The organism is Actinomycetospora termitidis (assembly GCF_030286555.1).
Lineage (GTDB): Bacteria > Actinomycetota > Actinomycetes > Mycobacteriales > Pseudonocardiaceae > Actinomycetospora > Actinomycetospora termitidis.
Genome location: NZ_JASVWF010000002.1, coordinates 273,331 through 297,016 on the forward strand (window position 1 = coordinate 273,331; position 23,686 = coordinate 297,016).

The following is a 23,686-nucleotide window of genomic DNA, read 5'->3' on the forward strand; positions in this document are numbered from 1 at the left end:
GTCGACGGGCCGTCAATGGTCGCGTCGTGCCGAGAGCCATCCCGACACCGCGCCCAGGACCGCCGGCGTGTGGAACGCCGGGTCCTCGTGGGTGGCGCCGTCGACGACGAGGAGCTGGTGCTCGACCCCGGCAGCCTCGAGCGGCGGGAGCAGGCGCCGGGCCTGGGACGACGGCATCATCGCGTCCCGGCTGCCGGTCACGAGCAGCAGCGGGGGCGCGCCCGGCCGCACGTGGGCGACGGGGCTCGCGTACCGCAGCGCGTCGAGGCGTCGGCCCGCGGCGGTCGCCCCCACCAGCGCGGCCTCGGGTGGGGTCGTCGGGGCCGCGCGACCGGCCGCGAAGGGCGGTGTCACCGCGCCCGGGTCGACCGGGTCGGTCTGCAGGGCGACGAGGTCGGTGGGGGCGAACCACGCCACGGCGGCGGTGATCGGCGGCCGGTCCGTGCTCAGGGCGGCCATCAGGGCGAGGTGGCCCCCGGCGGAGGCGCCCCAGAGGCCGACCCGCGCGGGATCGGCCCCGTAGGTCGCCGCGTGCTCGACGACGTGGGCGATCGCGGCGAGGACGTCCTCGAGCTGGGCGGGCCAGAGGGCGGTCGAGCTGAACCGGTAGGAGGCGCTGACGACGACCAGGCCGGACGCGGCGACGGGGACGAGCCGGTGCTCGGCGTGGTCCGTGCGGGCGCCGCGGGCCCAGCCGCCGCCGTGCAGGTACACCACGGCCGGCAGGGCCCCGTCCGCGTCCCTCGGCCGGTAGACGTCGAGGTGGAGGGACGAGGTCCCCACCCGGCGGTACTCGACGTCGGGGTGGCGGTCCACGGCGACGGTCATCGTTTCTCCGATCGCATCGACGGCTCGGTTGACGCGGCAGCGTCCAACGCTTAACTTCTCAGGAAGTTAGCTTCCTGAAAAGCTCCACCACGCAGAGGTGATCGACGATGCTGACCGCCGAAGAGAACGAGACGCTCACGAGAGTCGGACCGCAGACGCCGATGGGGCGCATGATGCGTCGTTTCTGGATGCCGATCGCCACCTCCGCGCAAGTGCCGGAGCCGGACGGCGACCCGCTCCGCGCCCGCCTGTTCGGGGAGTCGTTCGTCGTGTTCCGCGACAGTGCCGGGCAGATCGGGGTGCTCGACGAACTGTGCATGCACCGTGGGGTGTCCCTCGCGCTCGGGCGGGTGGAGGACGGCGGGGTCCGCTGCCTCTACCACGGGTGGAAGTTCGGGGCGGACGGCACGATCCTCGACACCCCGAACCACTGCAGCGAGCGGTTCCGCACGCGGATGAAGGCTCCGGCCTACCCGGTCGTCGAGGCCGGTGGCCTGGTCTGGACCTACATCGGCCCGAAGAAGCAGCAGCCACCCTTCCCGCACTTCGCGTTCATGGACGTGCCGGAGGAGAACCGCACCGTGATCCGCGCCAACGTGGCCTGCAACTACCTGCAGCTCTACGAAGGTGGAGTGGACAGCTCGCACGTCGGCATCCTGCACAGCAACCAGGCGAACCCCACGTGGAAGGCGGGGGAGTTCACGGCCAACGACGAGGACGACAACCCCGGCGCGATCTCGGTCGCGGACAACGCCCCCGCCCTGGAGATCGAGGACACCGCCTTCGGCTTCCACTACGTCGCCAAGCGGGTCGCCTCGGTCTCCGAGGACGGCACACCGGCGCACTCCATCCGCACCACTCCGGTGTTCCTGCCGGTCGGTCGCGTGATCCCGGCTCCGACCGTCGAGTTCTACGTCTTCGAGGTCCCGCTCACGGATGTGGAGACGGCCACCTTCATCGTCATCTACGGGGACCGCCCGGTCAGTCGCCCGCGCTTCATGGAGATGCTCGGGCTGGACGACGAGCGGTTCTTCGACGAGGCGTCGGCGGACTTCCTCGGTCACCGGCTCCCCGGCTTCGGCCAGGACCGGCCGTCCATGGCCACCGGGTGGACCGGGCTGCGCGGCATCCAGCAGGAGGACGCGACCCTGGCGCTGAGCATGGGGCCGATCGTGGATCGCACCAAGGAACACGTCGTCGCGGCGGACCGGGCGATCATGCACCTGCGTGCGCAGCTCCTGGAGTCCGTGCGTGGCCACGAGGCCGGGGGGCACCCACTCGGCCTGGTCGCCGACTACGGGCCGATGCGCTCGCTGTGCGACACCGACCTCGAGCCCGGTCAGGCCTGGCAGGATCACGTCCCCGGCAACCGGACGGTCACCACCGTGGCGGACGACGAGCAGATGGCCACCACGTCGTGATCGCGACCGTCGTCCGGTCCCGCACCGACCTCGCCGACGGCATCTGCCTGCTCGAACTGGCGGCTGCGGACGGCGCCGCGCTCCCGGGGTTCGGGGCCGGGGACCACATCGACCTGGAGCTGGGTCCGAACCTGGTCCGCAGCTACTCGCTCTGCGACACGCCGACCGGGGCACCCAGCGCGTACCGGGTGGCCATCGCGTTGGACCCGGCGAGCCGCGGTGGGTCCCGACGGGTGCACGAGCTCGCCGAGCGCGACCGCGTGGACATCCGCGCCCCGGTCGGGCACTTCCCGTTGGTCGAGGAGGCCGCGCACACGGTGCTCGTCGCCGGCGGCATCGGTGTGACCCCGATCGTCTCCATGGCCCGTCGGCTGACCGAGCTGGGCGCGTCGTGGGGGCTGCACTACGCGGTGCGCACCCGGTCGGTCGCGGCGTTCGTCCCCGAGCTCGAGCACCTGGCGGAGACGGCCGGGGCGCATTTCGCGCTGCACGTGGACGACGAGATGCCCGACGACGACCGGGTCCTGCCGCTGCGACCGCTCGTGGACGGTGCGCCGTCGGGTGCGCACTTCTACTGCTGCGGACCCGGGCCGATGCTCGATGCGTTCCTCGCCGCGACGGCCGACGTCGCACCGGAGCGGGTGCACGTGGAGCGGTTCCGTGCGGAACCGGTCGAGCCGGACGCCGAGGACGGAGGGTTCGAGGTCGAGCTCGCCCGGTCCGGGAGCACGTTCGAGATCGGCCCGGAGGACACGGTCCTGGACGTTCTGCTGGACAATGACGTGGACGTGGACTTCTCCTGCATGGAGGGCATCTGCGGCAGCTGTCGGGTGCAGGTGCTCGACGGTGCCCCGGACCACCGGGACACGACGTTGAACGCGACCGAGCGGGAGGCGGGCGTGATGCTCGTGTGCTGCTCACGAGCCAAGGGACGCAGACTTGTCCTCGACCTCTGACACGCCCCGACCCGCGCGCGTCGACAACGGGCCGGACCTCAAGGTCCTCGCGGACCAGTGGTCGGCCCGGCTCGACGGGCTGGACGTGCGGCCCTTCGCCGTCGCCTCGTCCGCGGTCCGGCTCGGACTCCTGATCGAGCGCCGCTTCGCCGAGCTGGCGCGGCAGGAGCACGGGCTGCGCCCCGGTGACCTGCGGGTCCTGCTGGCCCTCCGCCGCTCCGGCCCGAAGCAGGCACTCAGCCCGACCGAGCTGTTCCGCACGTTGATGGTCACCTCGGGGGCCGTCAGCAAGCAGGTCGACTCCCTCGAGAAGGAGGGCCTGGTCACCCGGGTCGCCGATCCCGAGATCCTGCGGGGGCTGCTCGTGCGGCTCGAGCCGGCGGGCGCGGACATCGCCGACGCGACGATGGAGACGATCTGCCGCGACTTCTGCGGCATCACGGACCTGTCGGACGAGCAGCTCGACGACACCCTCGACGTCCTGACCGACCTCCTGGCCAGGGTCGAGGACAGGTCCGCCGACGCGGAGCGCGACCAGCGGCGGGAGCGGGCATGACCGAGACCTGGATCGGCGACCTGCTCGACCGCGCCGGCGCCGCCCTGCTCAAGCTGGAGGAGGACGGGCTGTTCATGTCCCGCTTCCACGTGAGCCCCGCGATCGGTGCCTCGTTCGCCGCCCTGCGCCGGGGCGAGATCGAGGCCGGGCTGCCCCTGATGGTCCTCGGCGCCGAAGTGGTCGAGGACCCGTCCCTCGACCACGACGAGTTCGCGCTCGTCCCGTGATCCACCACCGCTAGTCCGCCACCACCCGTCATCCACCACCCCCGGCCGTCGGCCGCGGGAGATCGTCTCGTTCCCAGCCGGCCCGCACCTCCGTGCGGTCGGTCGATCTCCCCTGCGCGAACGGTTCGCTCTCTTCACCGGAGAAGGAGAGATCCACCATGAGCCACGCCGATGTCGACCCCGGTCCGGCCGAGCGGGAATCGTCGCCCGCCGAGGTCCGCCGCGTCGCGATCTCGAGCTATCTGGGCAACACGATCGAGTTCTACGACTTCATCCTCTACGGGTCCGCGGCCGCGCTCGTCTTCGGGCCGCTGTTCTTCAGCGACCTGAGCCCCGCCCTGGCCACGGTGGCGTCCTTCGCCACGCTGGCCAGCGGATACGTCGCCCGTCCGCTCGGCGGCATCGTGCTGGGGCACTTCGGCGACGCGATCGGTCGCAAGAAGGTCCTGCTCCTCACGATGGTGCTGATGGGCCTGGCCAGCGGGGCGATCGGCCTGCTGCCCACCTACGAGCAGATCGGGGTGGCCGCGCCCCTGCTGCTGGTCCTGCTCCGCATCCTGCAGGGGTTCGCCGTGGGCGGGGAGTGGGGCGGTGCGGTGCTGCTCACCGCGGAGCACGCGCCCGGACGTCGCCGGGGGTTCCTCGTCGCCATCGGGCAGACGGGGCTCGCGACCGGCGGCCTGCTCTCCACCGTCGCCATGGCGCTGGTGGCCCTGCTGCCCGCCGAGCAGCTCTTCTCGTGGGGGTGGCGGCTGCCGTTCCTGGTGAGCTTCCTGCTCCTCGGGCTCGGTCTCTACATGCGCCTGCGGGTCAGCGAGAGCCCCGTCTTCCGCGAGCTGGAGAACCGCCCGCGCCCGCCCCGCGTGCCGCTCGTGCGGATCGTGCGCACCCCCGGCCTGCTGCTGCGCAGCGTCGCGGCCGCCCTGCCGAGCACCGTCGCGACCGCCCTGTTCGGGACGTACATGATCAGCTATGCGGGGGTGCTCGGGTACTCGCGCCCCACCATCCTGACGTCGCTGTGCATCGCGTGGGCCGCGGCCATCGTGCTGCTCCCGCTGTTCGGTCTGCTCACCGACCGCATCGGTCGGCGCCCGGTGTTCGTCTTCGGGGCCGTGAGCCTGGCGGTCGTGGTCTACCCGGCCTTCCTCGCCGTGCGGACCGGGTCGATGCTGGCGCTCACCGCGATCATGGTGTTCGTCTCGGCGATCAGCTCCAACGCCTGCGTGTCCGCCCTGGCCCCGCTGCTGAGCGAGATGTTCCCGACCTCGGTCCGCTACACCGGCGTCTCGATGGCCTACCAGCTCGCGTCCCTGCTCGCGGGGCTGAGCCCGCTGGTCGCGAGCAGCCTGGTCGCCGGGCTGGGCACGTCCGTCGGGACGACCTGGATCGTCATCGGGACGGTCGCCGTCGGTCTCGGGGGCGCCGCCGTCGTCTGGTCGATGCGCGACACGTCCGGATCGAACCTGCGCACCGTCGGTGACCCGACGCGACGTCCGGCCAGCCCGGCCACGGCGGTGGACGCGGCGGAAGCGCACTCGTGAGCCTCGCGGCCGACCCGGACGTCGTCCCGTCCTACCCCGGGCTCCTCCGACTCGACGGCCGCACCGTGGTCGTCCTCGGAGCCGGGGCGGGGATGGGCCGACAGTCGGTGCACGCCCTCGCGCAGGCCGGCGCCTCGGTGGTGTGCGTGGACCGGGAGCTCGATCTGGCTGCGGTGGTCGCCGAGGAGGTCGGGGGACATGCCGTGGGCGCGGACGTCACCGATCGGGCCGCGATGGACCGGGCGTTCGCCGAGGCCGCGGGCCACGGGCCGGTGACGGGCGTCGTGGACGTCGTCGGGATGGCCCTGATGGGCGCGATCGACGAGTTCGACGACGACCGGTGGGACCAGCAGTTCGCCGTCTGCCTGCGCCACGTCCTCCTGACGGTGCAGATCGGCGGTGCCGCAGTGGCAAACGCCGGGGGCGGGGCGCTGGTGTTCGTCGGCTCCGGATCGGGCGATGCCTACTGCCCGGGCCAGGCCGTCTACGGCGCGTCGAAGGCCGCGGTGCACCGGCTCGCCACCTCCGCCGGACGGGAGCTCGCCCCCCGGGGTGTCCGCGTCAACGTCGTCGCGCCCGGTCTGACCCGCACGCCCCGGCTCGACGCGGCCCTGCCTGCGTCCGCGTGGACCGACTACGAACGCCGCATCCCGCGGGGGCGTGCCGGGACCCCGGCCGAGATCGCCGGCCCGATCCTGTTCCTGATCTCCGAGCTCTCGGCCTACGTCAACGGCCAGGTGCTCACCGTCGACGGCGGTCTCGGTGGTTCGCTGCCCGCGCTCGGGACGGCCGAGCCGTGACCCGCGGCGTCGAGCGGGTCGTGGTCGAGTTCGACGCCCGGGCGGGCCTGTCGGAACTGGAGCGCATCGTCGGGCTCCTGCGCGGACGTCGGCATCCGGTCGTCGGCCTCGAGAGCGACCTGACGGGCGAGTCGGCGGTCGTCGCGATCTGGGGTCCCGGCCTGCACGGCGGCGACGACGACGCCCTGGTACTGCGGAGGCTCCGGCGCCTGCCCGGGGTGCTGCACGCCCGCATCGTGTCGCCCGTGGAGGCCCGATGACGTCCGTCGTCGCCGCGTTGCGGGCGGTGTTGCCGGCGGATCGTGTGGTGGACGACCCGGACGTGCTGGGCTCCTATGCCCACGACGAGGCGGAGTGGGCGCCGTGGGAACTCCCGGCCGCGGTGGTGCGCCCGCTCGACGCCGCGCAGTGCCAGGCGGTGGTGCGCGCATGCCTGACCCACCGGGTGCCGGTGGTGCCGCGCGGCGCCGGGACCGGGCTCTCCGGGGGTGCGAACGCGACCGCAGGGTCGGTGGTGGTCTCGGTCGAGCAGATGACCCGGATCCACGAGATCGACCCGGCCGAGCGGCTCGCGGTCGTGGAGCCGGGGATCGTCAACGACGACCTGCGCGCCGCCTGTGCTGCCCGCGGCCTGTGGTATCCGCCCGACCCCGCTAGCTCTCCGTGGTCGACGATCGGCGGCAACGTCGCCACCAACGCCGGCGGCATGTGCTGCGTGAAGTACGGCGTCACCCGCGACTACGTCCTCGGCGTGCAGGTCGTGAACGGGCTCGGCGAGCTGGTCCGGCTCGGGCGGCGCACCGCCAAGGGCGTCGCCGGGCTCGACCTGGCCGGGCTGATGGTCGGCTCCGAGGGCACCCTCGGTCTGATCACCGAGGTCACCGTCAAACTCCGACCCGCCCGCGCCCCCGAGCACACCGTCGCCGGCTACTTCGCCGACGTCATCGCCGCCGGCCGCGCGGTCGCCGCGATCACCGCCGCCGGACTGACCCCGAGCGCGCTGGAACTGGTCGACAAGACCTGCCTGGAAGCCGTCGACGCCTGGAAGAACCTCGGCATCTCCGCCGAGGCCGACGTCATCCTGCTCGGCCGCTGCGACGCCCCCGGTGCCGCGGGACAGGCGGAGGCCGAGGAGATGATCCGGCACTTCGACGCCGCCGGCGCCACCTTCTCCGCGCGCGCCGCCGACGCCGAGGAGGCCGACGCGCTCTTCGCCGCCCGCCGGCTGGCCTACCCCGCCCTGGAACGGCTCGGCCCGGTGCTCACCGAGGACGTCTGCGTCCCCCGCGCCGCCGTCCCCGAGATGCTCGCCCGCATCCAGGCCACCGGCGAGCGGCACCGGACCACCATCGCCAACATCGCCCACGCCGGCGACGGGAACCTGCACCCGCTGCTGATCACCCCGGTCGGCGACGAACCCGCCCGCGAACGCGCCCAGGCCGCATTCCACCAGATCATCGCCGACGCGATCGACCTCGGCGGCACCGTCACCGGCGAACACGGCGTCGGCCTGCTCAAACGCGACGGCCTGGTCGCCGAACAGACCCCGGAGAACCTCGCCATGCAACGCGCCGTCAAGGCCGCCCTCGACCCCCACGGCATCCTCAACCCCGGCAAGATCCTGTGAGCAAGGGAGACACGGCGTGCCCGTGATCGACGTCCCCGCGTCTGCGGCGGGCCGCCAGCAGGCCTATCTCGCGGTCCCGCCGGTCGGTGATGGTCCCTTCCCCGGGGTCGTGGTCCTCCAGGACGTCTTCGGTGCCACGAACGTCCTGCACGCCCACGCCGACCGCCTTGCGACCGCGGGCTACGTCGCCGTCGCTCCCGCCTTGTACACCGCGCGCGGTGGCGGCCCGCGCTGCATCGCCGGCGTGATGCGCTCGATGAACTCGGGGACCGGTCCGGTGTTCGACGACATCGAGGCGGCCCGCACCTGGCTCGCCGCACGCGAGGACTGCACCGGGCGCATCGGGGTCATCGGGTTCTGCCAGGGCGGCGGCTTCGCGCTGCTCTCGGCCGCGCGCCACGACTACGCCGCGGCCGCCCCCAACTACGGCCTCCTGCCGGAGGACCCCGACCGCGACCTCGTCGGGATCTGCCCCACCGTCGCGAGCTACGGCGCCAGGGACCGGATCGTTCCCGACGGCGGGCCGCGTCTGGAAGCCGCGTTGCAGCGGCTCGGCGTCGTGCACGACGTCAAGACCTACGCGGAGGCCTCCCACAGCTTCCTCGAGCGGGGCTACCCAGCGAGCGCGGCGCGCGTCGTGGGCTTCGGTTACCACGGTCCTTCGGCCGAGGACGCGTGGCGCCGCATCCTGTCCTTCTTCGCCGAGCACCTCCGCTGACCGCGCTCCGGGCCAGGCTCGCGACAGTATTTCCCGGTGCCGGTCAGATCGCCGCGGTGCCGCCGTCGACGCTCAGTTCCATGCCGTTGACGTAGCTCGAGTCGTCCGAGGCGAGGAACAGCGCCACCGAGGCGATCTCCTCCGGGCGGCCCATCGTCCCCCGGGGGATCAGCGACTCGAACGCCCGCTTCGTCTCCTCGTCGAACAGCTCCTCCTGCTTGGCCGTGGCGACCTGGCCGGGGGTGAGGACGTTGACCCGGATCCGCCGCTCCTTGAGTTCGGCGAGCCAGACCCGGGCGTAGGCCTGTTGCACGGCCTTGCTGCCCGCGTAGACGCTCCAGCCCGCCCAGCCCTTGACCGAGGCGATCGATCCGGTCATGAGGATCGAGCCGCCGTCGTTGAACAGCGGCAGGGCCTTCTGCACCGTGAACAGGGTGCCGCGGGCGTTGAGCCCGAAGGCCTCGTCGAAGTGCTCCTCGGTGATCTCCCCGAGGAACGCCTCGTGACCCACCCCCGCGCTCGCCCACAGGACGTCGATGGCGCCCTTCTCCCGCTCCACGGTGTCGAAGAGGCGTTCCAGGTCGTCCAGGTCCGCGGCGTCGCCCTGCACCGCGGTGACGTTGTCGCCGATCTGCTGCACGGCGTCGTCCAGGGCCTCCTGACGTCGACCCTGGATGAAGACGTACGCCCCCTCGTCCACGAACGACCGCGCTCCCGCCAGGGCGAGCCCGGTCGATCCGCCCGTGATCACAGCGACCTTGCCGTCGAGCTTTCCCATGTGTCGTCACCTCTCGCCGGGGTCCGGTCGACCTCCGGCCATGGAATGCGGGCCACCCCGTGGGTGGTGTTGATGCGCTTAACTGCACCGATCGGTACGGCTAAGCTAACGAGCGCCGCCTGGCGATGCAAGCTAGCCACACCGCGCGTTACTGACGACTAGGATCGAGCCGTGACCGACCTGGAGAAGGGGCCCCGGGGGCTCCGTCGCGGTCGAGGCGCCCGCGAGCGCATCCTCGGTGCGTCACGTGAGCTCTTCGGGAGCCGCGGCATCAACAACACCGGCATGGACGAGCTGTGCGCCGCGGCGCAGGTCTCGAAGCACACCGTGTACCAGCACTTCGGGGGCAAGGATCAGCTCGTCACCGAGTTCCTCCGCCAGCACGATCCGGACACGATGCCGGACGTCTTCGACCGCGCCGACCTGACACCCCGCGAACGCATGCTGGCCGCGTTCGACCGGCCGTCGACGGTGCCCCCGCGTGACGTGACGCCGCTCTGCCCGTTCATCGGTGCGGCCGTCGAGATCAGCGACCCAGAACATCCCGCCCGTCGTCGCGCCCACGACTACAAGGAAGCGGTCGCCGCGCGATTCGCCGAGGCCGCTCGCGAGGCCGGCGCCACCGATCCCGAGCTGCTCGGCGAGCAGCTGGCACTGGTCCTCGACGGGGCGTCGGCACGGACGCGGGCCCTGAACGCCGAGACCCTCGGGACGGCCGCGGCCATTGCCGCGACCCTGATCGACCAGGCCGTCCCGGTGGCCCGGTAGCCGGGAGAGCGCTCGGCGGGGTCCGCTGACGGCGCCCGGCCTCAGCGAGGCCCGAAGACGGACGCCTCCTTGCTGCGTCGCCGTCGGCCGTGGCGGGTCCACCCGGTCAGCGGGCGGGGCCCGAGCTGGTCACGGAGGCGCTCCATCTCCTCGGGGGTCGCGACCTCCACGACGCGGGCTCCCGCGCCCCGCGGGTCGGTCAGGCCCTCCCGGACGGCGTCGAGCACGGTCGCCCACTGCTCGTCGGGGATCCGTTCCGTCACGAGCTCCGCGGTCTCCCGGGCGGAGGGGTCGACGAACGCGGTGAGTCCGTCGGACAGGCTCCGCCAGGCGGCGGCGAGCAACTCGACGCGCCGGTGGTCCTCAGCGGTCGCCAGGGTCGCCGGTCGGTGCGCGAGCTGGGTGACGACGGCGCGCGTCGTGCGCCGGGCGTCGGCGACGAGGGCCCTGAGGTCCTCGCGTCGCTCGCGGAGCGTGGCGTAGGGCAGTGCCTCGGGCGCGTGCTGCTCGAGCAGGGGCCAGAGCAGCGACTCCTCGAAGCCCAGTTCGGCGACGACGTCGTCGCAGAGGTCCTCGGTCAGGTCGGCGAAGTCGACGCGTCGCCGCTCGTCGAGGTGGCGGGTGCCCTGCAGGAGGCCCTCGGTGAGGTCGACGACCCGGCCGACGTCGCGACGCAGGACCCGGCGGCCGAGTTCGAGCAGGAGGGGCTTGTCCGAGCTGCCCGAGGTGCCCGAGGGCGAGGCGTCGGGGTCCACGGCGTCATCATCGCCGCCCCGGGAGGGTTCGGCCATCCAGGCGGGTCAGCTCCGCCATCGGCGGCCGGTCGTGGACGGCCACGTCGTGGTCCTCGGGCAGCCAGTGCCCGCCCACCGGGACGAACTGCGTGAGCCGTCCCGACCCGTCGACGGGAACACCGCTGCGGCGCAGGACGGCGCCGAGCACCTCGGCGGAGGTGACGCCGAGCTCGCGCAGCGAGCGGTGCCGGTGCTTGCGCACCCCGAGGTCGACCTGGGCGATCGCCTCGAGCCCGCGCCGGTCGAGGGTGTCGATCAGCAGACCGATCTCCACGCCGTAGCCGCCCGCGAACGGCAGCGCCTCGAGCAGCTCGCGGGTTGCGGCGTACTCACCACCGAGCGGCTGGACGATGCCCGACAGCTCCGGGCGCATCGCGGCGAGCGCCGGGCGGGCCACCAGCTCGGTGACGCGCCCGCCGCCGTCGCGCACGGCGTCGTGGTCCCCGATGCGCAGCGGGCGGTGGTAGAAGCCCTTCACCAGTTCCACCCCCTGCGCGGTCAGCAGCGGGCCGAGCAGCGAGGGCACGAAGGCCGGGTCGAGGTCGACGAGGTCGGCGTCGAGGTAGACGACCAGGTCGCCGGTCGTCACCGCGAGAGCGCGCCACAGCACCTCACCCTTGCCGCCGCGCACCGGGACACCGGGCAGCGCTTCCTCGCGCGTGACCACGCGGGCGCCTGCGGCCCGGGCGACCGCGGCGGTGGCGTCGGTGGACCCGGAGTCCACGACCACCAGCTCGTCGACCAGTGATCCCAGCAACGGCCGGACGGCGGCCACCACGCCGCCGACGGTGGCCTCCTCGTTCAGCGCCGGGAGCACCACCGACACCGAGCGGCCGGCCTTCGCGGCCACGAGATCCTCGACCGACCACGCCGGCTCGGACCAGGTCCGGCGGGCGAACCAGTCCTCGATGTCCTCGCTCGCGATGACGCCGGACTCCTCTCCCGGCGCCCTCCGCCGACCGCGCCCACCCTAGGTCGCGGCCGGGCGCCCGCCGCTCACACCTCCCGAGCGAGCATGTCGCGGAGACCCTGGTCGATGAAGGCCGTGTCCTCGGGGTTCTGGCCGCCGCCGGCGAAGTGTCCCCACACGCCGGGGATGACGCGGACGTCGCCGCGCGGGATGTGCTGCGAGGCCCACTGCTCGTCCTCCGGCGGGAAGTAGAGGTCCTTCTCGGCGGGCATCGCGAGGACCGGGCAGCGGATCGAGTTGAGGGCGGCCACGGTGTCGCCGCCGAACCCGGGGGTCTGCCCGACATCGCCGTGGAACCAGGTCCAGATCATCGCCAGCAGGTTGTTCGGGTCGCGCTCGTCGAGGAAGAAGTCCTCCCAGAAGCCGATGAGGAAGTCCTCCAGGGAGGAGTGGCCGAGCCGGCGCCACTCCTCCTGCCAGTAGAACGCCTGGGAGAAGCCCCAGCCCGCGTACACCCGGGCGAAGGCGCGCAGCCCCGTCGTCGGCCAGGCGTCATCGCGGTACCAACCACCGGCGAACGCGGCGTCGGCACGCAGCGCTGCGGAGACCGACTCGAGGAAGACCCGGTTGTGCGGGGCGGTGACGCTCGACCCGCAGAAGGGCACCGCCCGCTGCACCATCTCGGGGTGGCTGACCGCCCACTGGTAGGTCTGCCCCGCGCCCATCGACCAGCCCGTCACCAGCGGCAGCGTCTCGATCCCGAAGTGCTCGGTGACCAACCGGAACTGGCATTCGACCTGGTCGTGGAAGGTCACGTGCGGGAAGCGGGCGCGGTCGTAGGGCGGAGGCGTGTTGCTCGGGGACGACGAGAGCCCGTTGCCGAGCATGTTCGGGACGATGATGAACCATCGCTCCGGATCGAGCGCCTTGTCCGGTCCGATGAGCCACTCGTTGTCGGTGTGGCGGCCCGAGAACCACGTGGGATAGACGATCGCGTTGCTGCGGTCGGCGTTCAGCGTCCCGTAGGTCTGGTACGCGAGCCGCGCGTTCCGCAGCGTCGCACCGTGCTGCAGGACGACGACGCCGAGGTCGAAGACGTGGAAGTCGGTCGGGGCGGGCACGTCGTCCTCAGCTCGCCGTGGCGCACTGGCCACGGTCGACGCGGGCGGGCCCGTCGTGGCCCGGTCGGATGTCCACGTCGAAGATGCCGGTCGGCAGGTAGAGCGAGCAGCACGCGTTCGGGATGTCGACGATCCCGCTCACCCGGCCCTCGACGGGCGCGGCGCAGAGGATCAGGTAGGCCTGCTCGCCGGTCCAGCCGAACTGCGTCAGGTAGTCGATCGCCTGCAGGCACGCGCGGCGGTAGGCGATCGTCGCGTTCATGTAGTGCTGCGAACCCGCCTCGTCGACCGAGATGCCGATGAACGACACGAAGTCGTCGTAGCGCGGCTCGTGCCGGCCGGGCTGGAAGATCGGCATCGTCGTCTTGTACTTCCGGACGCCGTCCTTGATCAGGTCCACGCGGACGTCGACGTAGCCGCCCATCTCCACCGCGCCGCAGAAGCTGATCTCGCCGTCGCCCTGCGCGAAGTGCAGGTCGCCGATGGAGAACTTCGCCCCGGGTACGTAGACCGGGTAGAGCACGCGGGAGCCGATCGAGAGGTTCTTGATGTCGACGTTGCCGCCGTGCTCGCGGGGCGGCACGGTCCGCGCTGCCTCCCGCGCGACCCGCTCGACGTCACCGCCGCCCAGGGTCCCGAGCAGGGCGTTGTCGGGCAGCGGCGGCAGGGCGAGCGGGGGCACGCGCTGCGGGTCGGTGTCGATCAGGGCCTGCTCGCGCCGGTTCCACTCCGCGAGCAGCTCCGCCGACGGCGCGCAGCCCGCGAGTCCGGCGTGGACGTTGGACGCGATCCGCACCCCGGGCAGGTGCCGGGAGGTGGCGTACTTGCCCTGGAAGTCCCAGATCGCCTTCCCGGCGTCCGGGAAGTGGTCGGTGAGGAAACCGCCGCCGTTGCTCTTCGCGAAGATCCCGGTATAGCCCCAGCCCTGGCCCGCCTCCGGCCCGACGGCGGGCGCGCCACCGTGCGCGGGGCCGAGGTCGAGGTAGTCCACGACGAGCAGGTCGCCCGGCTCCGCGCCCTCGATCTCGATCGGCCCGGAGAGCATGTGGTTGTGGTCGAGGACCATGTCGCGGACGTCGTTGGCCGAGTCGTCGTTGCGGACCTGGCCGTCGGTCCAGTCCTTGCACTCGATGCGGAACACGTCGCCCGGCCGCACCGACGAGGCCGCGGGGATGTCGGGGTGCCACCGGTTGTGACCGGGGACCTCCTGGTCGCGCATCGACTTCGTCTGGTCCACGCGGAACACGGTCTCGGGCACGGGGGCCTCCCTGAGGGCGAGTTGTTCCCATATGGGAGTACTTCCCGGGAGGTCCCGTCAAGGGAGAGCGGTGAGGACGTCGAAGTCCAGGCCGTCGGCGACGGCGAGGTGGACCCGCTGGCGCGCCTGTCGACCCCGGAACTCCACGGTGCCGCGGGGGCCCTCGTAAGCGACACCGTCGACGGCGGCGTCCCAGGCCTCCAGGCGGTCGTCGGCGGCACGGTCGGCGAGGGCGGCCAAGGTGTGAAGGCCCTCGTAGCAGCTCTCGGCGGCGCTGCTCAGCGCCGGCGCGTCCGGCCCGTGGACGTGCACGTAGTCGCCCAGCAGGTCCAGTGCACCCGTCGTCGCGAGGGAGCGGAAGTAGGAGGAGGCGACGAAGAGGTTCGTCGTGGCATCGGCGCCGCTGGCGAGGAGCATGTTCTCCTCCATCAGCGGGCTGAACCGCACCAACCGGTCGCCCAGGCCGCGGCGGGCGAACTCGCGGTTGAACTCCACCGCGTCCTGCCCCACCAGCAGCATCAGCACGCCGTCGCACGCGGCGCGCTCGACGCGGTCGACCAGCGTCCCGACGTGACCCGCGCCGAGCGGCGTGAACGCCTGCCCGACGACGTCGAGGCCCAGGTCCCGGGCGAACCGCCCGACGGCCCGCGCCGACACCCGGGGCCAGACGTAGTCGTCGCCGACCACGAACCACCGTCGCGTCCCCAGCTCGTCGCGCAGCCAGCGCAGGGCCGGCGCGATCTGCTGATCCGGGGTCTCACCGCTGCAGAACACCCCGGACCGGCTCTCGCCACCCTCGTAGAGCGACGGGTACGCGTACGGGACGCGGCCGGCGAGGACCGGGACCAGGGCGCGGCGCACCGAGGAGATGTGCCAGCCGCTGACCGCGTCGACGGTGCCCTGCGCGAGACGGTCCGCGACGTCGGCCGCGACGACGGACGGCTCGCGACCGCCGTCCACGACCTCGCCCACGACCTCGCGACCGAGGATGCCGCCCGCGGCGTTGATCCGGTTCACCGCCAGCGCGATGACCGCCTCGCAGGAGGGCGCGAACAGCCCGGCCGGCCCGCGCAGGGGCAGCACCATGGCGACCCGCCACGGTCCCGCGCTGCTCGTCGCCATGGTCCACTCCGAGGCCGACGTCGGTGCGCCCTATCCTGGCACCCGCGAAGATGTTCTCACGTGGGACGAACGAGCGAGGAGGCTCGATGGGTCGACGGGAGCCCGCCGACGGGTCGCTCACGGTCGCCCTCCACCAGGCGCTGAGCCAGGTGGCCCAGCAGGTCGAGCAGGTCACCGCGCAGGACGGCGTCGGGTTGCACCAGTGGTTGGTGATGCGTCCGCTCGCCGCTCAGGGCGACCTGACGATGGGGGATCTCGTCGCCGGCACCGGTCTGAACGACTCCACGCTCACGCGCGTCGTCGACCGCCTGGCCACCTCGGGTCTGGTCTTCCGTGGCGTCGACCCCACCGACCGCCGCCGGGTCCGGGTATCGCTGAGCGCTCGGGGTCGAACGCTGCACGACCGTCTGGCCCCTGCGGTCGAGGTGTGCGAGGCGGCGCTGCTCGACGAGCTGGGTAGGTCGTCGCTGGCCAGGAGCCTGGCGGCTCGTGTGCAGTGATCCGTGTCCGGGCACGGATCACTGCTCACGAGGCGGAGCCACCTGGTAGGCGTCGCGGAACGCCGGAACGGCGTCGGCGCCCGCGACCGCGTCCGGGCTGATGACCTCCTCGACCGGTCGCCCACGCAGCACCTGCTTGATCGGGCGTTCGAGCTTCTTGCCGGTCAGGGTGCGCGGCACCGCGGGGACGGCCGCGATCAGGTCGGGGACGTGCCGCGGGGAGAGGTTGCGCCGCAGCCCGGCGGCGATGCGGCTGCGCAGGTCGTCGTCGAGCGCCGCGCCGGCCTCCAGCGCGACGAACAGCAGAAGCTCGCCCGACCCGCCGTCGTCGTCCTCGAGGTGGACGACGAGCGAGTCGGTCACCTCGGGCATGTCCTCGACGACGTCGTAGAACTCGGCCGTCCCCAGGCGCACCCCGCCACGGTTCAGCGTCGCGTCGGAGCGCCCGGTGATCACGCAGCTGCCGCGTTCGGTGAACCGCACCCAGTCCCCGTGGCGCCAGATGCCGGGGTAGACGTCGAAGTAGGCCTCGCGGTAGCGCTCGCCGTCGGGGTCGTTCCAGAAGCCGACCGGCATGGACGGCATCGGGGCTCGCACCACGAGCTCTCCGAGCTGCTCGACGACGGGGTTGCCGTCCTCGTCGAACGCGGCCACGTCGTGGCCGAGCCCGGGTCCGGACATCTCCCCGCGGTAGACCGGCTGCCACGTGCCGCCGCCGACGAAGCCGCTGCACACGTCGGTGCCGCCGCTGAACGGGTTGAGGACGAGGTCGGGTCCGAGGTGCTCGTAGACCCAGTCGAACGCCTCGGGTGGCAGCGGGGCGCCCGTCGTCCCGACCTGACGCAGCTCCGGCCACCGCTGGGGCACGACGCCCGCCTTGCGGCAGGCCATCAGGTAGCCGGGACTCGTGCCCAGCAGCGTCACGCCGGTCTCGGCCGCGAGCCGCCACTGGGCCTCGAGGTCGGGCCACAGCGGGTTGCCGTCCAGCAGCACGATCGCCCCGCGGTGCAGCAGCACCGAGATCGTGATGTTCCACATCGCCCACGCGGTGGTGGTGAACCACAGCGTCCGGTCGCCGGGGCGGATGTCGAAGTGCAGGGCGAAGAGCCGCAGGTGCTCGAGCAGGATGCCGCCGTGACCGTGGACGATCGCCTTCGGCAGGCCGGTCGTCCCCGAGGAGAACAGCACGTAGAGGGGATGCTCGAAGGGAACCGGGGCGAACTCGAGCGGCCCCGACTCCGCGAGCAGGTCGTCCCACGCCATCGCGTCCGGGACGGGGTGGGGCCCGTAGTCGAGGGCGATGACGTGCCGCACGCTGGGCAGACCCGCGCGGATCGTCGCGAGCTCGTCGCGCTGGTCGACGTCCTTGGTGCCGTAGCGGTAGGAGGCGACGGCGAGCAGCACCGTCGGCTCGAGCTGCCCGAGGCGGTCGACGACGCTGCGCGCGCCGAACTCCGGCGCACACGCCGCCCAGATCGCCCCGAGGCTCGCCGCGGCCAGGAACACCACGATCGTCTCGGGGACGTGGGGGAGGTAGCCGACGACGCGGTCGCCCTCGCCGACGCCGAGGCGGACCAGCCCGGCGCGGGCCCGCGCCACCTGGTCCCGCAGCTCGCCGTAGGTCAGCTCCACCGGCTCCCGGGACTGCGACCGGGCGATGATCGCCGTGCGGTCGGTGTCCTCCGCGGTGCCCAGCATGTGCTCGGCGTAGTTCACGCGGGCGCCCGGGAACCACTCCGCGCCCGGCATCTCCGACGAACCGAGGACGCGGTCGTAGGTGCCCACGACGCCGAAGTGGTCCCAGATCGACCCCCAGAACGCCTCCGGTTCGTCGACCGACCAGCGCCACAGCGCCCGGAAGTCGTCGAACTCGAGCCCGCGTGACGACGACAGGTACTCACGGAAGGCTCCGAGCCCGGTCCCGTCGGGCGAGCTCGGTGGGCGCATCAGCGTCGGTGCGTCGGGGGCGCTCATGGTGTCCGATCGTGCCGTGATCGGCGTCTCACCGCGAGTACGTGGTGACGTCGGGGCGGACCGGGGGCCTTGATCGCGGCGGCGTCGATCGCGGGTCATGATCACGAGTTCGTGAGCGACTCGCGCAAGCTCTGCTGCGACACGCTCACGAGGACCCCGCGATGCCTGGCGGTCGGCTCGCGGGCACCATCGGCACGCAGCGCGGACGACGTCAGGAGGTGGAATGAGACCCGAGGGAGTGCAGGTCCACGGGGACGACGGGCCGCCCGTGCTGTTGCTGCCCGGCGGTGCGGCCACGTGCGACGGGTTCTTCCCCGGGCTGGTCGAGGGACTCGTGGCGGACCCCGGCGCCCGGGTGATCGTCCACGACCGGCGCGGCACCGGCTCGTCGTCGGAACCGGGCACGCTCGCCGACGCGCCCGACCACCTCCACACGCTGGTGGCCGCACTCGGGACCGGCCCCGTCGTCGCGGTCGGCCAGAGCCTGGGCGGCGCGGTCGCGGCGCTGTGGGCCGCGCGGTACCCGCAGGACCTCGCCGGGCTGGTGCTGCTGGACATGACCCCGGTCAACGACGCCGAGATCTGCCGGCAGGTCGAACGGCGCACCGCAGTGATGGCGCGGATCTCCGCCGTCCCGCTCCTCGGGCCGGCGCTCATCGGCGGGACGCTGCGGCTGGCGGGCCTCCAGATGAAGCGGGGTCTGCGACCGGACTGCGCCGCGGCGGTCGACCGGACGCTGGAGATGGACGTCGACCAGCTCGTCCGGGCCACCGCAGGACTCACGGAGCTGGCCCGGCAGTGGCGCGACGGCGCGCTCCCGCAGATCCCGGCCGCCGTCGTCACGGCGGACCGGAAGGCGGACGACCCGATCCGGCAGGCACACGCCCGGATCGCCCGCGATCTCGGGACCACGCCCGTGAGCTGGCCGCGCGCGACCCACAGCGTGCACCTCGACCATCCCGACGAGGTGCTTGACGCCGTGCGCCGCGTGATCGCGGGTCAGCCGGTGCGCTGAGCGCGGTCGCGCTCCAGCCAGGGCGCGAGGTGGTCGAGGTCGAGGTCGGGCCGGTCCTTCGCGAGCTCGACCATCAGCGCGATCCGGTGCGACGCGTCGCGGGTCAGGCGGAAGGTCTCGTCGCGGTCGAGCCGGACCTCCGGTCCGAGGCTTCGCGCGGTCGCGACGATCTGCGGTGCGGCGAGCCGGAGCGCCTCGGCGTCCTCGTCGGGCTCGTCGGGAAGACCCGCAGCACGCAGGAGCCGTCCGAGATCGCGCAACTGCTCGTCCAGCCACTCCCAGGGGTGCTCGGTGAGGTGGCGGTCCCAGACCCGGTCGGAGGGCTCGTCCCCGTCGAAGTGCGGGTGGAAGTGTGCGGCACCGTAGGGCGCGTCGGGCCGGTCGAGGCGGCCGAAGATGTCGGCGCGCCAGAAGGTCCGGTCCACGACGAGGGGCTGCGCCGCGGACTCGCTGCCTCGGTGCGGCCGGACGTCCCGCAGGGCGAGCTCGATGCGTGCGCCGGTCTCCATCACGGCGTCGACGCCGACCTCGAACCACCGCCGCACGGTCACGGCCGTCGTCGTGAAGGAGTAGGTGATCAGCACGCCGGACCTCCAGGTGTGGGACACGGGCCGGAGCTCACCTTGTCGGAGTCACGGAGCCCGTGGGGACCGTCCAGTGCGACATCAGGCAGGAATCGGCGCCCCCGGACCTGCGCGACGTCGCACTCGCGTCACTGGGCGGCCTTCGAATCCCCGTCGACGGGCAGGCTCTGACCCGAGATCGAGCGGCCGTGCTCGCTCGCGAGGAACACGGCGAGCGCCCCGATGTCGGCAGGGTCGGTCAGGGCCGGGATCGACTGGTTCGCGACGGCCTTCGCCCGCTCGGTCTCGACGTCGGTGCCGGCGGCCTCGGCCCGCCCCGCGAGGACCCGCTCGATCCGGGGCCCGGCCACGGCGCCGGGGTGGATCGCGTTCGCCGTGATGCCGAACTCGCCGAGTTCCAGGGCGAGGGTTTTGGCGAAGCCGACCAGGCCCCACTTCGTCGTCGAGTAGGCGACGCGCCGGGGGTAGCCGAACCGCCCGGCGACGGAGCTCATGACGATGATCGAGGCGCGCGGCGAGGCCTTGAGCAGGGGGATCGCCCGCTGGGTGATGGCGAAGGTCGCGGTCAGGTTGATCGCGACGACGGCGTCCCAGCCCTCGCGGGGGTAGTCCTCGACCGGCGCGGTCGGGCCGGCGATCCCGGCGTTGTTCACGAGCACGTCGAGCCCACCCAGGGACTCGGAGAGGTCGGCGAAGAGGCGCTCGACGCCGACCGGGTCGCTGACGTCGCACACGGTGCCGGTCACCGAATCCGAGACCGCCGACGCCACCGCGTCGGCGTCGACGTCGGCGATGTGCACCCGCGCGCCGGCCGCGACGAAGGCCTGCACCACCGCCCACCCGATCCCGCTCGCGCCCGCCGTCACCAGCACCCGTTGCCCGTCCATGCGCACACCCTGCCGCCTCGGCCTCGCGCCCGCTGACGATGATCAGGAGTACGTGAGGCACCCGCGCCGGCCGTCTGACGTGCCTCATGTGCTTCTCGGCGTCCCCCGGTGGTGGGACACACCGTCCTCCGCAGGACCGGTCGGTCGGGGGACACCGCTCCGCGCGCACACCGACCACGCTTCCCGTGACGGGCCGGGAGACGACCCGCGCGAGGAGAGGAGGCAGCCATGACGCTGCCCGGGCCGTGTCCCTGCGACGAGGACGACCTGGCCGACGGGTTCGTGGTCCTCGTGGTGGACCCGGTGACCGGCCGCGGCGACTGCTACGGCCCGTACCCGGAGGCGCAGGCGCGGGGCCAGGCCCAGTGGCGGCGGCTCGAGTTCGACGTCGCCGACCTGCCCGACGTCCTGATCGGGATCGTCCCGTGGCACGCCGAGCGACCGCGTGAGGATCTCGGTGGGGCCGATGTCGAATCGGGGGGCCCCGATTCGTCGTCGTGGTGACAGCCCACCACCGAGGGAGCAGACATGACCACGACCGCCCGCCGCATGTTCGAGCTCCTGGAGCCGATCTGCCTGGTCACGTTCTTCGCCGACGAGTGCAACGAGGAGCTGGCCGCGCTCGGCCACCGCACCTACTGGGACGGCTACTTCGCCAGCCGGGCGGCGTCGCTGGGGCGGGTGCCGGCGGAGGTCGTGCACGCCGCCTTCTACAACTTCGCCGACGGCGAGGCCGCGCGCCACATCCCGAGTGCGTGGGAGACGGCGTCGCCCGAGGCGTCGTTCGCCGCCCGGGAGCGGGGGAGCGCGGCCTCGGTGCGGCGGATCCTCGGCGAGGACCTGGCCGGCTCCCCGGGTGTGGAGCGCGCCGCCGACCTCGTCACGAAGGCCGCTCAGGGGGTGCCCCTCGAGGGCCGGATCATGTTCGCGGGGATGCGCGCCATGCCGGTGCCGTCCGACCCGGTCGCCCGGCTCTGGCACTCCGCGACGATGCTGCGCGAGCACCGGGGCGACGGGCACATCGCCGCCCTCGTCGGCGAGCGGATCGGCGGGACGGAGTCCCACGTGCTGAGCGCCCTCGAGTACGGCATCCACCCGGCCGAGTCGTTCGGGCGCATCCACCACCTGCCGAAGAAGCGCCTCGCCGTCGTCATGAACGGCCTACGCGAGCGCGGGCTGATCGACGCGAACGGTCGGTTCACCGATGCCGGCCGCGCGACCAAGCAGCGCATCGAGGACCTGACCGACGACCTCGCCGCCGCGCCGTACGAGTCCCTGGCGCCCGCCGAGCTCGACGAGCTGGTCGTGGTGCTCGAGCCGATCACCGCGGCGATGGCCGCCGGCGGCATCGTCATGCCGACCAGGGCCTGACCCGACCGGGTGACGGGGGCGGGCGACGCTGGACCGTGTCGCGACGGCACGGTGTCTGCTCGGGCCATGCCCCGCTACAGCGTCGAGGACCTGTTCGCCCCACCCGTCCGCACCGCCGCGGTCATCTCGCCCGACGGCACCCGGCTCGCCTACCTGGCTCCGTGGCGGAACCGGCTCAACGTCTGGGTCGAAGGCCTGGACGGCGGCGAGGCGCGCTGCGTGACGGCGGACGAGACCCGCAGCGTGCAGCGCTACGAGTGGGCGGGCCCGGACCACCTGCTCTACCTGCAGGACACCGGCGGCGACGAGGACGCGCACGTGTTCCGGGTCGACCTCGCCTCGGGCGGCATCGTCGACCTGACGCCGTTCGACGGCGCGCGGGTGCTGGGCATCGAGCAGCCCCTGGACCGGCCGGGGACCGCGATCGTCCAGCTGAACGCCCGCGAGCACGCGGTCTTCGACCTGTACGAGATCGACGTCGCGAGCGGGACGCTCACCATGCTCGCCGAGAACCCCGGCGACGTCGCGGGTTTCCTGCGCGGGGCGGGCTCCGAGCTGCTGGTCAGCTCCGCGACCGTGGCCGGCGACAACCTCCTGTCGCGCTGGAACGACGGCGACCCGCAGGAGATCGCGACGTTCCTCGGGGACGACTTCCCGGCGGGGCTCGTCCCGATGGAGCTCACCCCCGACCGCTCCGCGATGTGGGCGCCGTCCTATCGCGGCACCGACCACACCCAGCTCGTCCGGATCGACCTGGCGACGGGCGCGGAGACGGTCGTCGACAGCCACCTGACGATGGATCTCGACAACCGGTCCCAGGTCTTCCCGACGCTGCCGTCGCCGTTGATCCTGCACCGCGGCACCGGAGAGCTGCTCGGCGTCCGCTACCTCGGTGCCGAGCGACAGGTGATCCACGCGCTGGACCCGTCCTTCGCCGAGGTGCTGAAGAACCTGGAGGCGCTCTCGGACGGCGACGTCGCGGCACTGAGCTCCGACGCCTCCGGGCAGCGGTGGGTGGTCTCCTTCACCCACGACCGCGACCCCGGCGTCACATGGTTCTACGACCACGGCACGGGGGAGCGGCGGCTGCTGTTCCGGCCCTACCCGCAGCTCGACCCGGAGACGCTCGCGCCGATGCGACCGGTGACGATCACCGCCCGCGACGGGCTGGAGTTGCCCTCGTTGCTGACCCTGCCGCTCGGCGTCGAGCCCCGCAGCCTCCCGCTGGTGCTCGCGGTGCACGGCGGGCCGTGGAGCCGGGACGCCTGGGACTACGCGGCGGGCGTGCAGCTCCTGGCCGACCGGGGCTACGCGGTGCTGCAGGTGAACTTCCGCGGGTCGATCGGCTTCGGGCGGGCCCACACCCGGGCGGCCATCGGCGAGTTCGCGCAGGCCATGCACACCGACCTGCTCGACGGTGTCGACTGGGCGGTGGCGCAGGGCTACGCCGATCCGGACCGGGTCGCGATCCTCGGCGGCTCCTACGGCGGGTACGCCGCCCTCGTCGGCGCGACATTCACCCCCGACCGCTTCGCGGCCGTCGTCGACTACGTGGGCGTGTCCGACCTGGAGAACTTCATGCGCACCCAACCGGACTTCGTGCGGCCCTACCTCGCGCCGAACTGGTACCGCTACGTCGGGGACCCGGCCGACCCGGAGCAGCTGGCCGACATGCGCGCCCGGTCGCCGATCACGCGCGTGGACGCGATCCGCGCGCCGCTGTTCGTCGCGCAGGGCGCCAACGACCCCCGGGTCGTCAAGGCGGAGTCGGACCGCATCGTCGCCTCGTTGCGCGACCGCGGGGTCGACGTCGACTACCTGGTCTGCGACGACGAGGGTCACGGCTTCGTCAACCCGGAGAACGTCATCGCCCTGTGGCGGCGCATCGACGGGTTCCTCGCCGAGCACCTCGCCGCCGGGTCCTGACGGG

Annotated in this window: 25 protein-coding genes; 15 read left to right on the top strand and 10 right to left on the bottom strand. The window is 72.8% G+C overall.

All coding sequences use genetic code 11. The annotated features are described in order from the left end of the window. Positions 1-12: 12 nt before the first annotated feature. Entirely contained in the window at positions 13-828 is an 816-nt protein-coding gene (locus QRT03_RS09215; RefSeq protein ID WP_286052379.1) for an alpha/beta hydrolase, read from the bottom strand. Positions 829-935: 107 nt separating this feature from the next. Between QRT03_RS09215 and QRT03_RS09220 the strand changes: the two genes are divergently transcribed. The 9 genes from QRT03_RS09220 to QRT03_RS09260 all read left to right on the top strand — a co-directional run bounded on the left by QRT03_RS09220 (position 936) and on the right by QRT03_RS09260 (position 8,674). Beyond that, positions 936-2,249: a Rieske 2Fe-2S domain-containing protein gene (locus tag QRT03_RS09220; RefSeq protein WP_286052380.1), complete on the top strand. Its 1,314-nt coding sequence runs from the start codon at positions 936-938 to the stop codon at positions 2,247-2,249. Then, entirely contained in the window at positions 2,246-3,205 is a 960-nt protein-coding gene (locus QRT03_RS09225) for a PDR/VanB family oxidoreductase (protein ID WP_286052381.1), read from the top strand. The genes QRT03_RS09220 and QRT03_RS09225 overlap by 4 nt, the downstream gene beginning before the upstream one ends. Next, positions 3,189-3,761: a MarR family winged helix-turn-helix transcriptional regulator gene (locus QRT03_RS09230; protein ID WP_286052382.1), complete on the top strand. Its 573-nt coding sequence runs from the start codon at positions 3,189-3,191 to the stop codon at positions 3,759-3,761. The genes QRT03_RS09225 and QRT03_RS09230 overlap by 17 nt, the downstream gene beginning before the upstream one ends. Further along, complete coding sequence (locus tag QRT03_RS09235) at positions 3,758-3,988, top strand: hypothetical protein (RefSeq protein WP_286052383.1); 231 nt, start codon at positions 3,758-3,760, stop codon at positions 3,986-3,988. The genes QRT03_RS09230 and QRT03_RS09235 overlap by 4 nt, the downstream gene beginning before the upstream one ends. A gap of 158 nt (positions 3,989-4,146) precedes the next feature. Next, entirely contained in the window at positions 4,147-5,529 is a 1,383-nt protein-coding gene (locus QRT03_RS09240; RefSeq protein WP_286052384.1) for an MFS transporter, read from the top strand. Then, the gene (locus tag QRT03_RS09245; protein WP_286052385.1) at positions 5,526-6,329 is read left to right on the top strand and encodes an SDR family NAD(P)-dependent oxidoreductase; all 804 of its coding nucleotides are present in this window, start codon (positions 5,526-5,528) and stop codon (positions 6,327-6,329) included. The genes QRT03_RS09240 and QRT03_RS09245 overlap by 4 nt, the downstream gene beginning before the upstream one ends. After that, on the top strand, positions 6,326-6,589 hold the full coding sequence (locus QRT03_RS09250; protein WP_286052386.1) for a hypothetical protein: 264 nt from the start codon (positions 6,326-6,328) through the stop codon (positions 6,587-6,589). Before QRT03_RS09245 ends, QRT03_RS09250 begins: the two co-directional genes overlap by 4 nt. Further along, positions 6,586-7,956, top strand: coding sequence for an FAD-binding oxidoreductase (locus tag QRT03_RS09255; RefSeq protein ID WP_286052387.1), 1,371 nt, complete (start codon positions 6,586-6,588; stop codon positions 7,954-7,956). The genes QRT03_RS09250 and QRT03_RS09255 overlap by 4 nt, the downstream gene beginning before the upstream one ends. A 16-nt stretch (positions 7,957-7,972) precedes the next feature. Next, positions 7,973-8,674, top strand: a complete 702-nt coding sequence (locus tag QRT03_RS09260; protein ID WP_286052388.1) for a dienelactone hydrolase family protein — start codon at positions 7,973-7,975, stop codon at positions 8,672-8,674. 43 nt (positions 8,675-8,717) lie between these two features. On the opposite strand, the gene QRT03_RS09265 is transcribed toward QRT03_RS09260, so the two are convergent. Further along, entirely contained in the window at positions 8,718-9,452 is a 735-nt protein-coding gene (locus tag QRT03_RS09265) for an SDR family NAD(P)-dependent oxidoreductase (protein WP_286052390.1), read from the bottom strand. A gap of 171 nt (positions 9,453-9,623) precedes the next feature. Between QRT03_RS09265 and QRT03_RS09270 the strand changes: the two genes are divergently transcribed. After that, positions 9,624-10,220 (top strand): TetR/AcrR family transcriptional regulator, encoded by a 597-nt coding sequence (locus QRT03_RS09270; RefSeq protein WP_286052391.1) that lies wholly within the window; start codon positions 9,624-9,626, stop codon positions 10,218-10,220. Between the two features lie 41 nt (positions 10,221-10,261). On the opposite strand, the gene QRT03_RS09275 is transcribed toward QRT03_RS09270, so the two are convergent. The 5 genes from QRT03_RS09275 to QRT03_RS09295 all read right to left on the bottom strand — a co-directional run bounded on the left by QRT03_RS09275 (position 10,262) and on the right by QRT03_RS09295 (position 15,425). Continuing rightward, complete coding sequence (locus QRT03_RS09275; RefSeq protein WP_286052394.1) at positions 10,262-10,975, bottom strand: hypothetical protein; 714 nt, start codon at positions 10,973-10,975, stop codon at positions 10,262-10,264. A 7-nt stretch (positions 10,976-10,982) separates the two neighbouring features. Next, complete coding sequence (locus QRT03_RS09280) at positions 10,983-11,924, bottom strand: glucosyl-3-phosphoglycerate synthase (RefSeq protein ID WP_286053342.1); 942 nt, start codon at positions 11,922-11,924, stop codon at positions 10,983-10,985. 86 nt (positions 11,925-12,010) lie between these two features. Further along, on the bottom strand, positions 12,011-13,045 hold the full coding sequence (locus tag QRT03_RS09285; protein ID WP_286052395.1) for an alpha/beta fold hydrolase: 1,035 nt from the start codon (positions 13,043-13,045) through the stop codon (positions 12,011-12,013). A 7-nt stretch (positions 13,046-13,052) separates the two neighbouring features. After that, the gene (fmdA, locus tag QRT03_RS09290) at positions 13,053-14,303 is read right to left on the bottom strand and encodes a formamidase (RefSeq protein WP_286052396.1); all 1,251 of its coding nucleotides are present in this window, start codon (positions 14,301-14,303) and stop codon (positions 13,053-13,055) included. A gap of 57 nt (positions 14,304-14,360) precedes the next feature. Beyond that, entirely contained in the window at positions 14,361-15,425 is a 1,065-nt protein-coding gene (locus QRT03_RS09295; protein WP_286052397.1) for a substrate-binding domain-containing protein, read from the bottom strand. 86 nt (positions 15,426-15,511) lie between these two features. Here QRT03_RS09295 and QRT03_RS09300 point away from each other — a divergent pair, with 86 nt between their 5' ends. Continuing rightward, positions 15,512-15,925: a MarR family winged helix-turn-helix transcriptional regulator gene (locus QRT03_RS09300; RefSeq protein WP_286052398.1), complete on the top strand. Its 414-nt coding sequence runs from the start codon at positions 15,512-15,514 to the stop codon at positions 15,923-15,925. Between the two features lie 18 nt (positions 15,926-15,943). Here QRT03_RS09300 and QRT03_RS09305 read toward each other — a convergent pair whose 3' ends face one another. After that, positions 15,944-17,899 (bottom strand): acetoacetate--CoA ligase, encoded by a 1,956-nt coding sequence (locus QRT03_RS09305; RefSeq protein WP_286052399.1) that lies wholly within the window; start codon positions 17,897-17,899, stop codon positions 15,944-15,946. Between the two features lie 223 nt (positions 17,900-18,122). On the opposite strand from QRT03_RS09305, the gene QRT03_RS09310 reads away from it, so the two are divergent. Next, on the top strand, positions 18,123-18,914 hold the full coding sequence (locus QRT03_RS09310) for an alpha/beta fold hydrolase (protein ID WP_286052400.1): 792 nt from the start codon (positions 18,123-18,125) through the stop codon (positions 18,912-18,914). Here the strand turns inward: QRT03_RS09310 and QRT03_RS09315 are convergent. After that, positions 18,899-19,522: a hypothetical protein gene (locus QRT03_RS09315; protein ID WP_286052401.1), complete on the bottom strand. Its 624-nt coding sequence runs from the start codon at positions 19,520-19,522 to the stop codon at positions 18,899-18,901. The two genes, QRT03_RS09310 and QRT03_RS09315, sit on opposite strands and share 16 nt — an antisense overlap. A 104-nt stretch (positions 19,523-19,626) precedes the next feature. After that, positions 19,627-20,385 (bottom strand): SDR family oxidoreductase, encoded by a 759-nt coding sequence (locus QRT03_RS09320; protein WP_286052402.1) that lies wholly within the window; start codon positions 20,383-20,385, stop codon positions 19,627-19,629. A 228-nt stretch (positions 20,386-20,613) separates the two neighbouring features. Here QRT03_RS09320 and QRT03_RS09325 point away from each other — a divergent pair, with 228 nt between their 5' ends. The 3 genes from QRT03_RS09325 to QRT03_RS09335 all read left to right on the top strand — a co-directional run bounded on the left by QRT03_RS09325 (position 20,614) and on the right by QRT03_RS09335 (position 23,682). After that, positions 20,614-20,889: a hypothetical protein gene (locus tag QRT03_RS09325; protein WP_286052405.1), complete on the top strand. Its 276-nt coding sequence runs from the start codon at positions 20,614-20,616 to the stop codon at positions 20,887-20,889. A 24-nt stretch (positions 20,890-20,913) separates the two neighbouring features. Continuing rightward, positions 20,914-21,756 (top strand): SCO6745 family protein, encoded by an 843-nt coding sequence (locus QRT03_RS09330; protein ID WP_286052406.1) that lies wholly within the window; start codon positions 20,914-20,916, stop codon positions 21,754-21,756. A 66-nt stretch (positions 21,757-21,822) separates the two neighbouring features. Beyond that, on the top strand, positions 21,823-23,682 hold the full coding sequence (locus QRT03_RS09335; protein ID WP_286052407.1) for a S9 family peptidase: 1,860 nt from the start codon (positions 21,823-21,825) through the stop codon (positions 23,680-23,682). Positions 23,683-23,686: the final 4 nt, after the last annotated feature.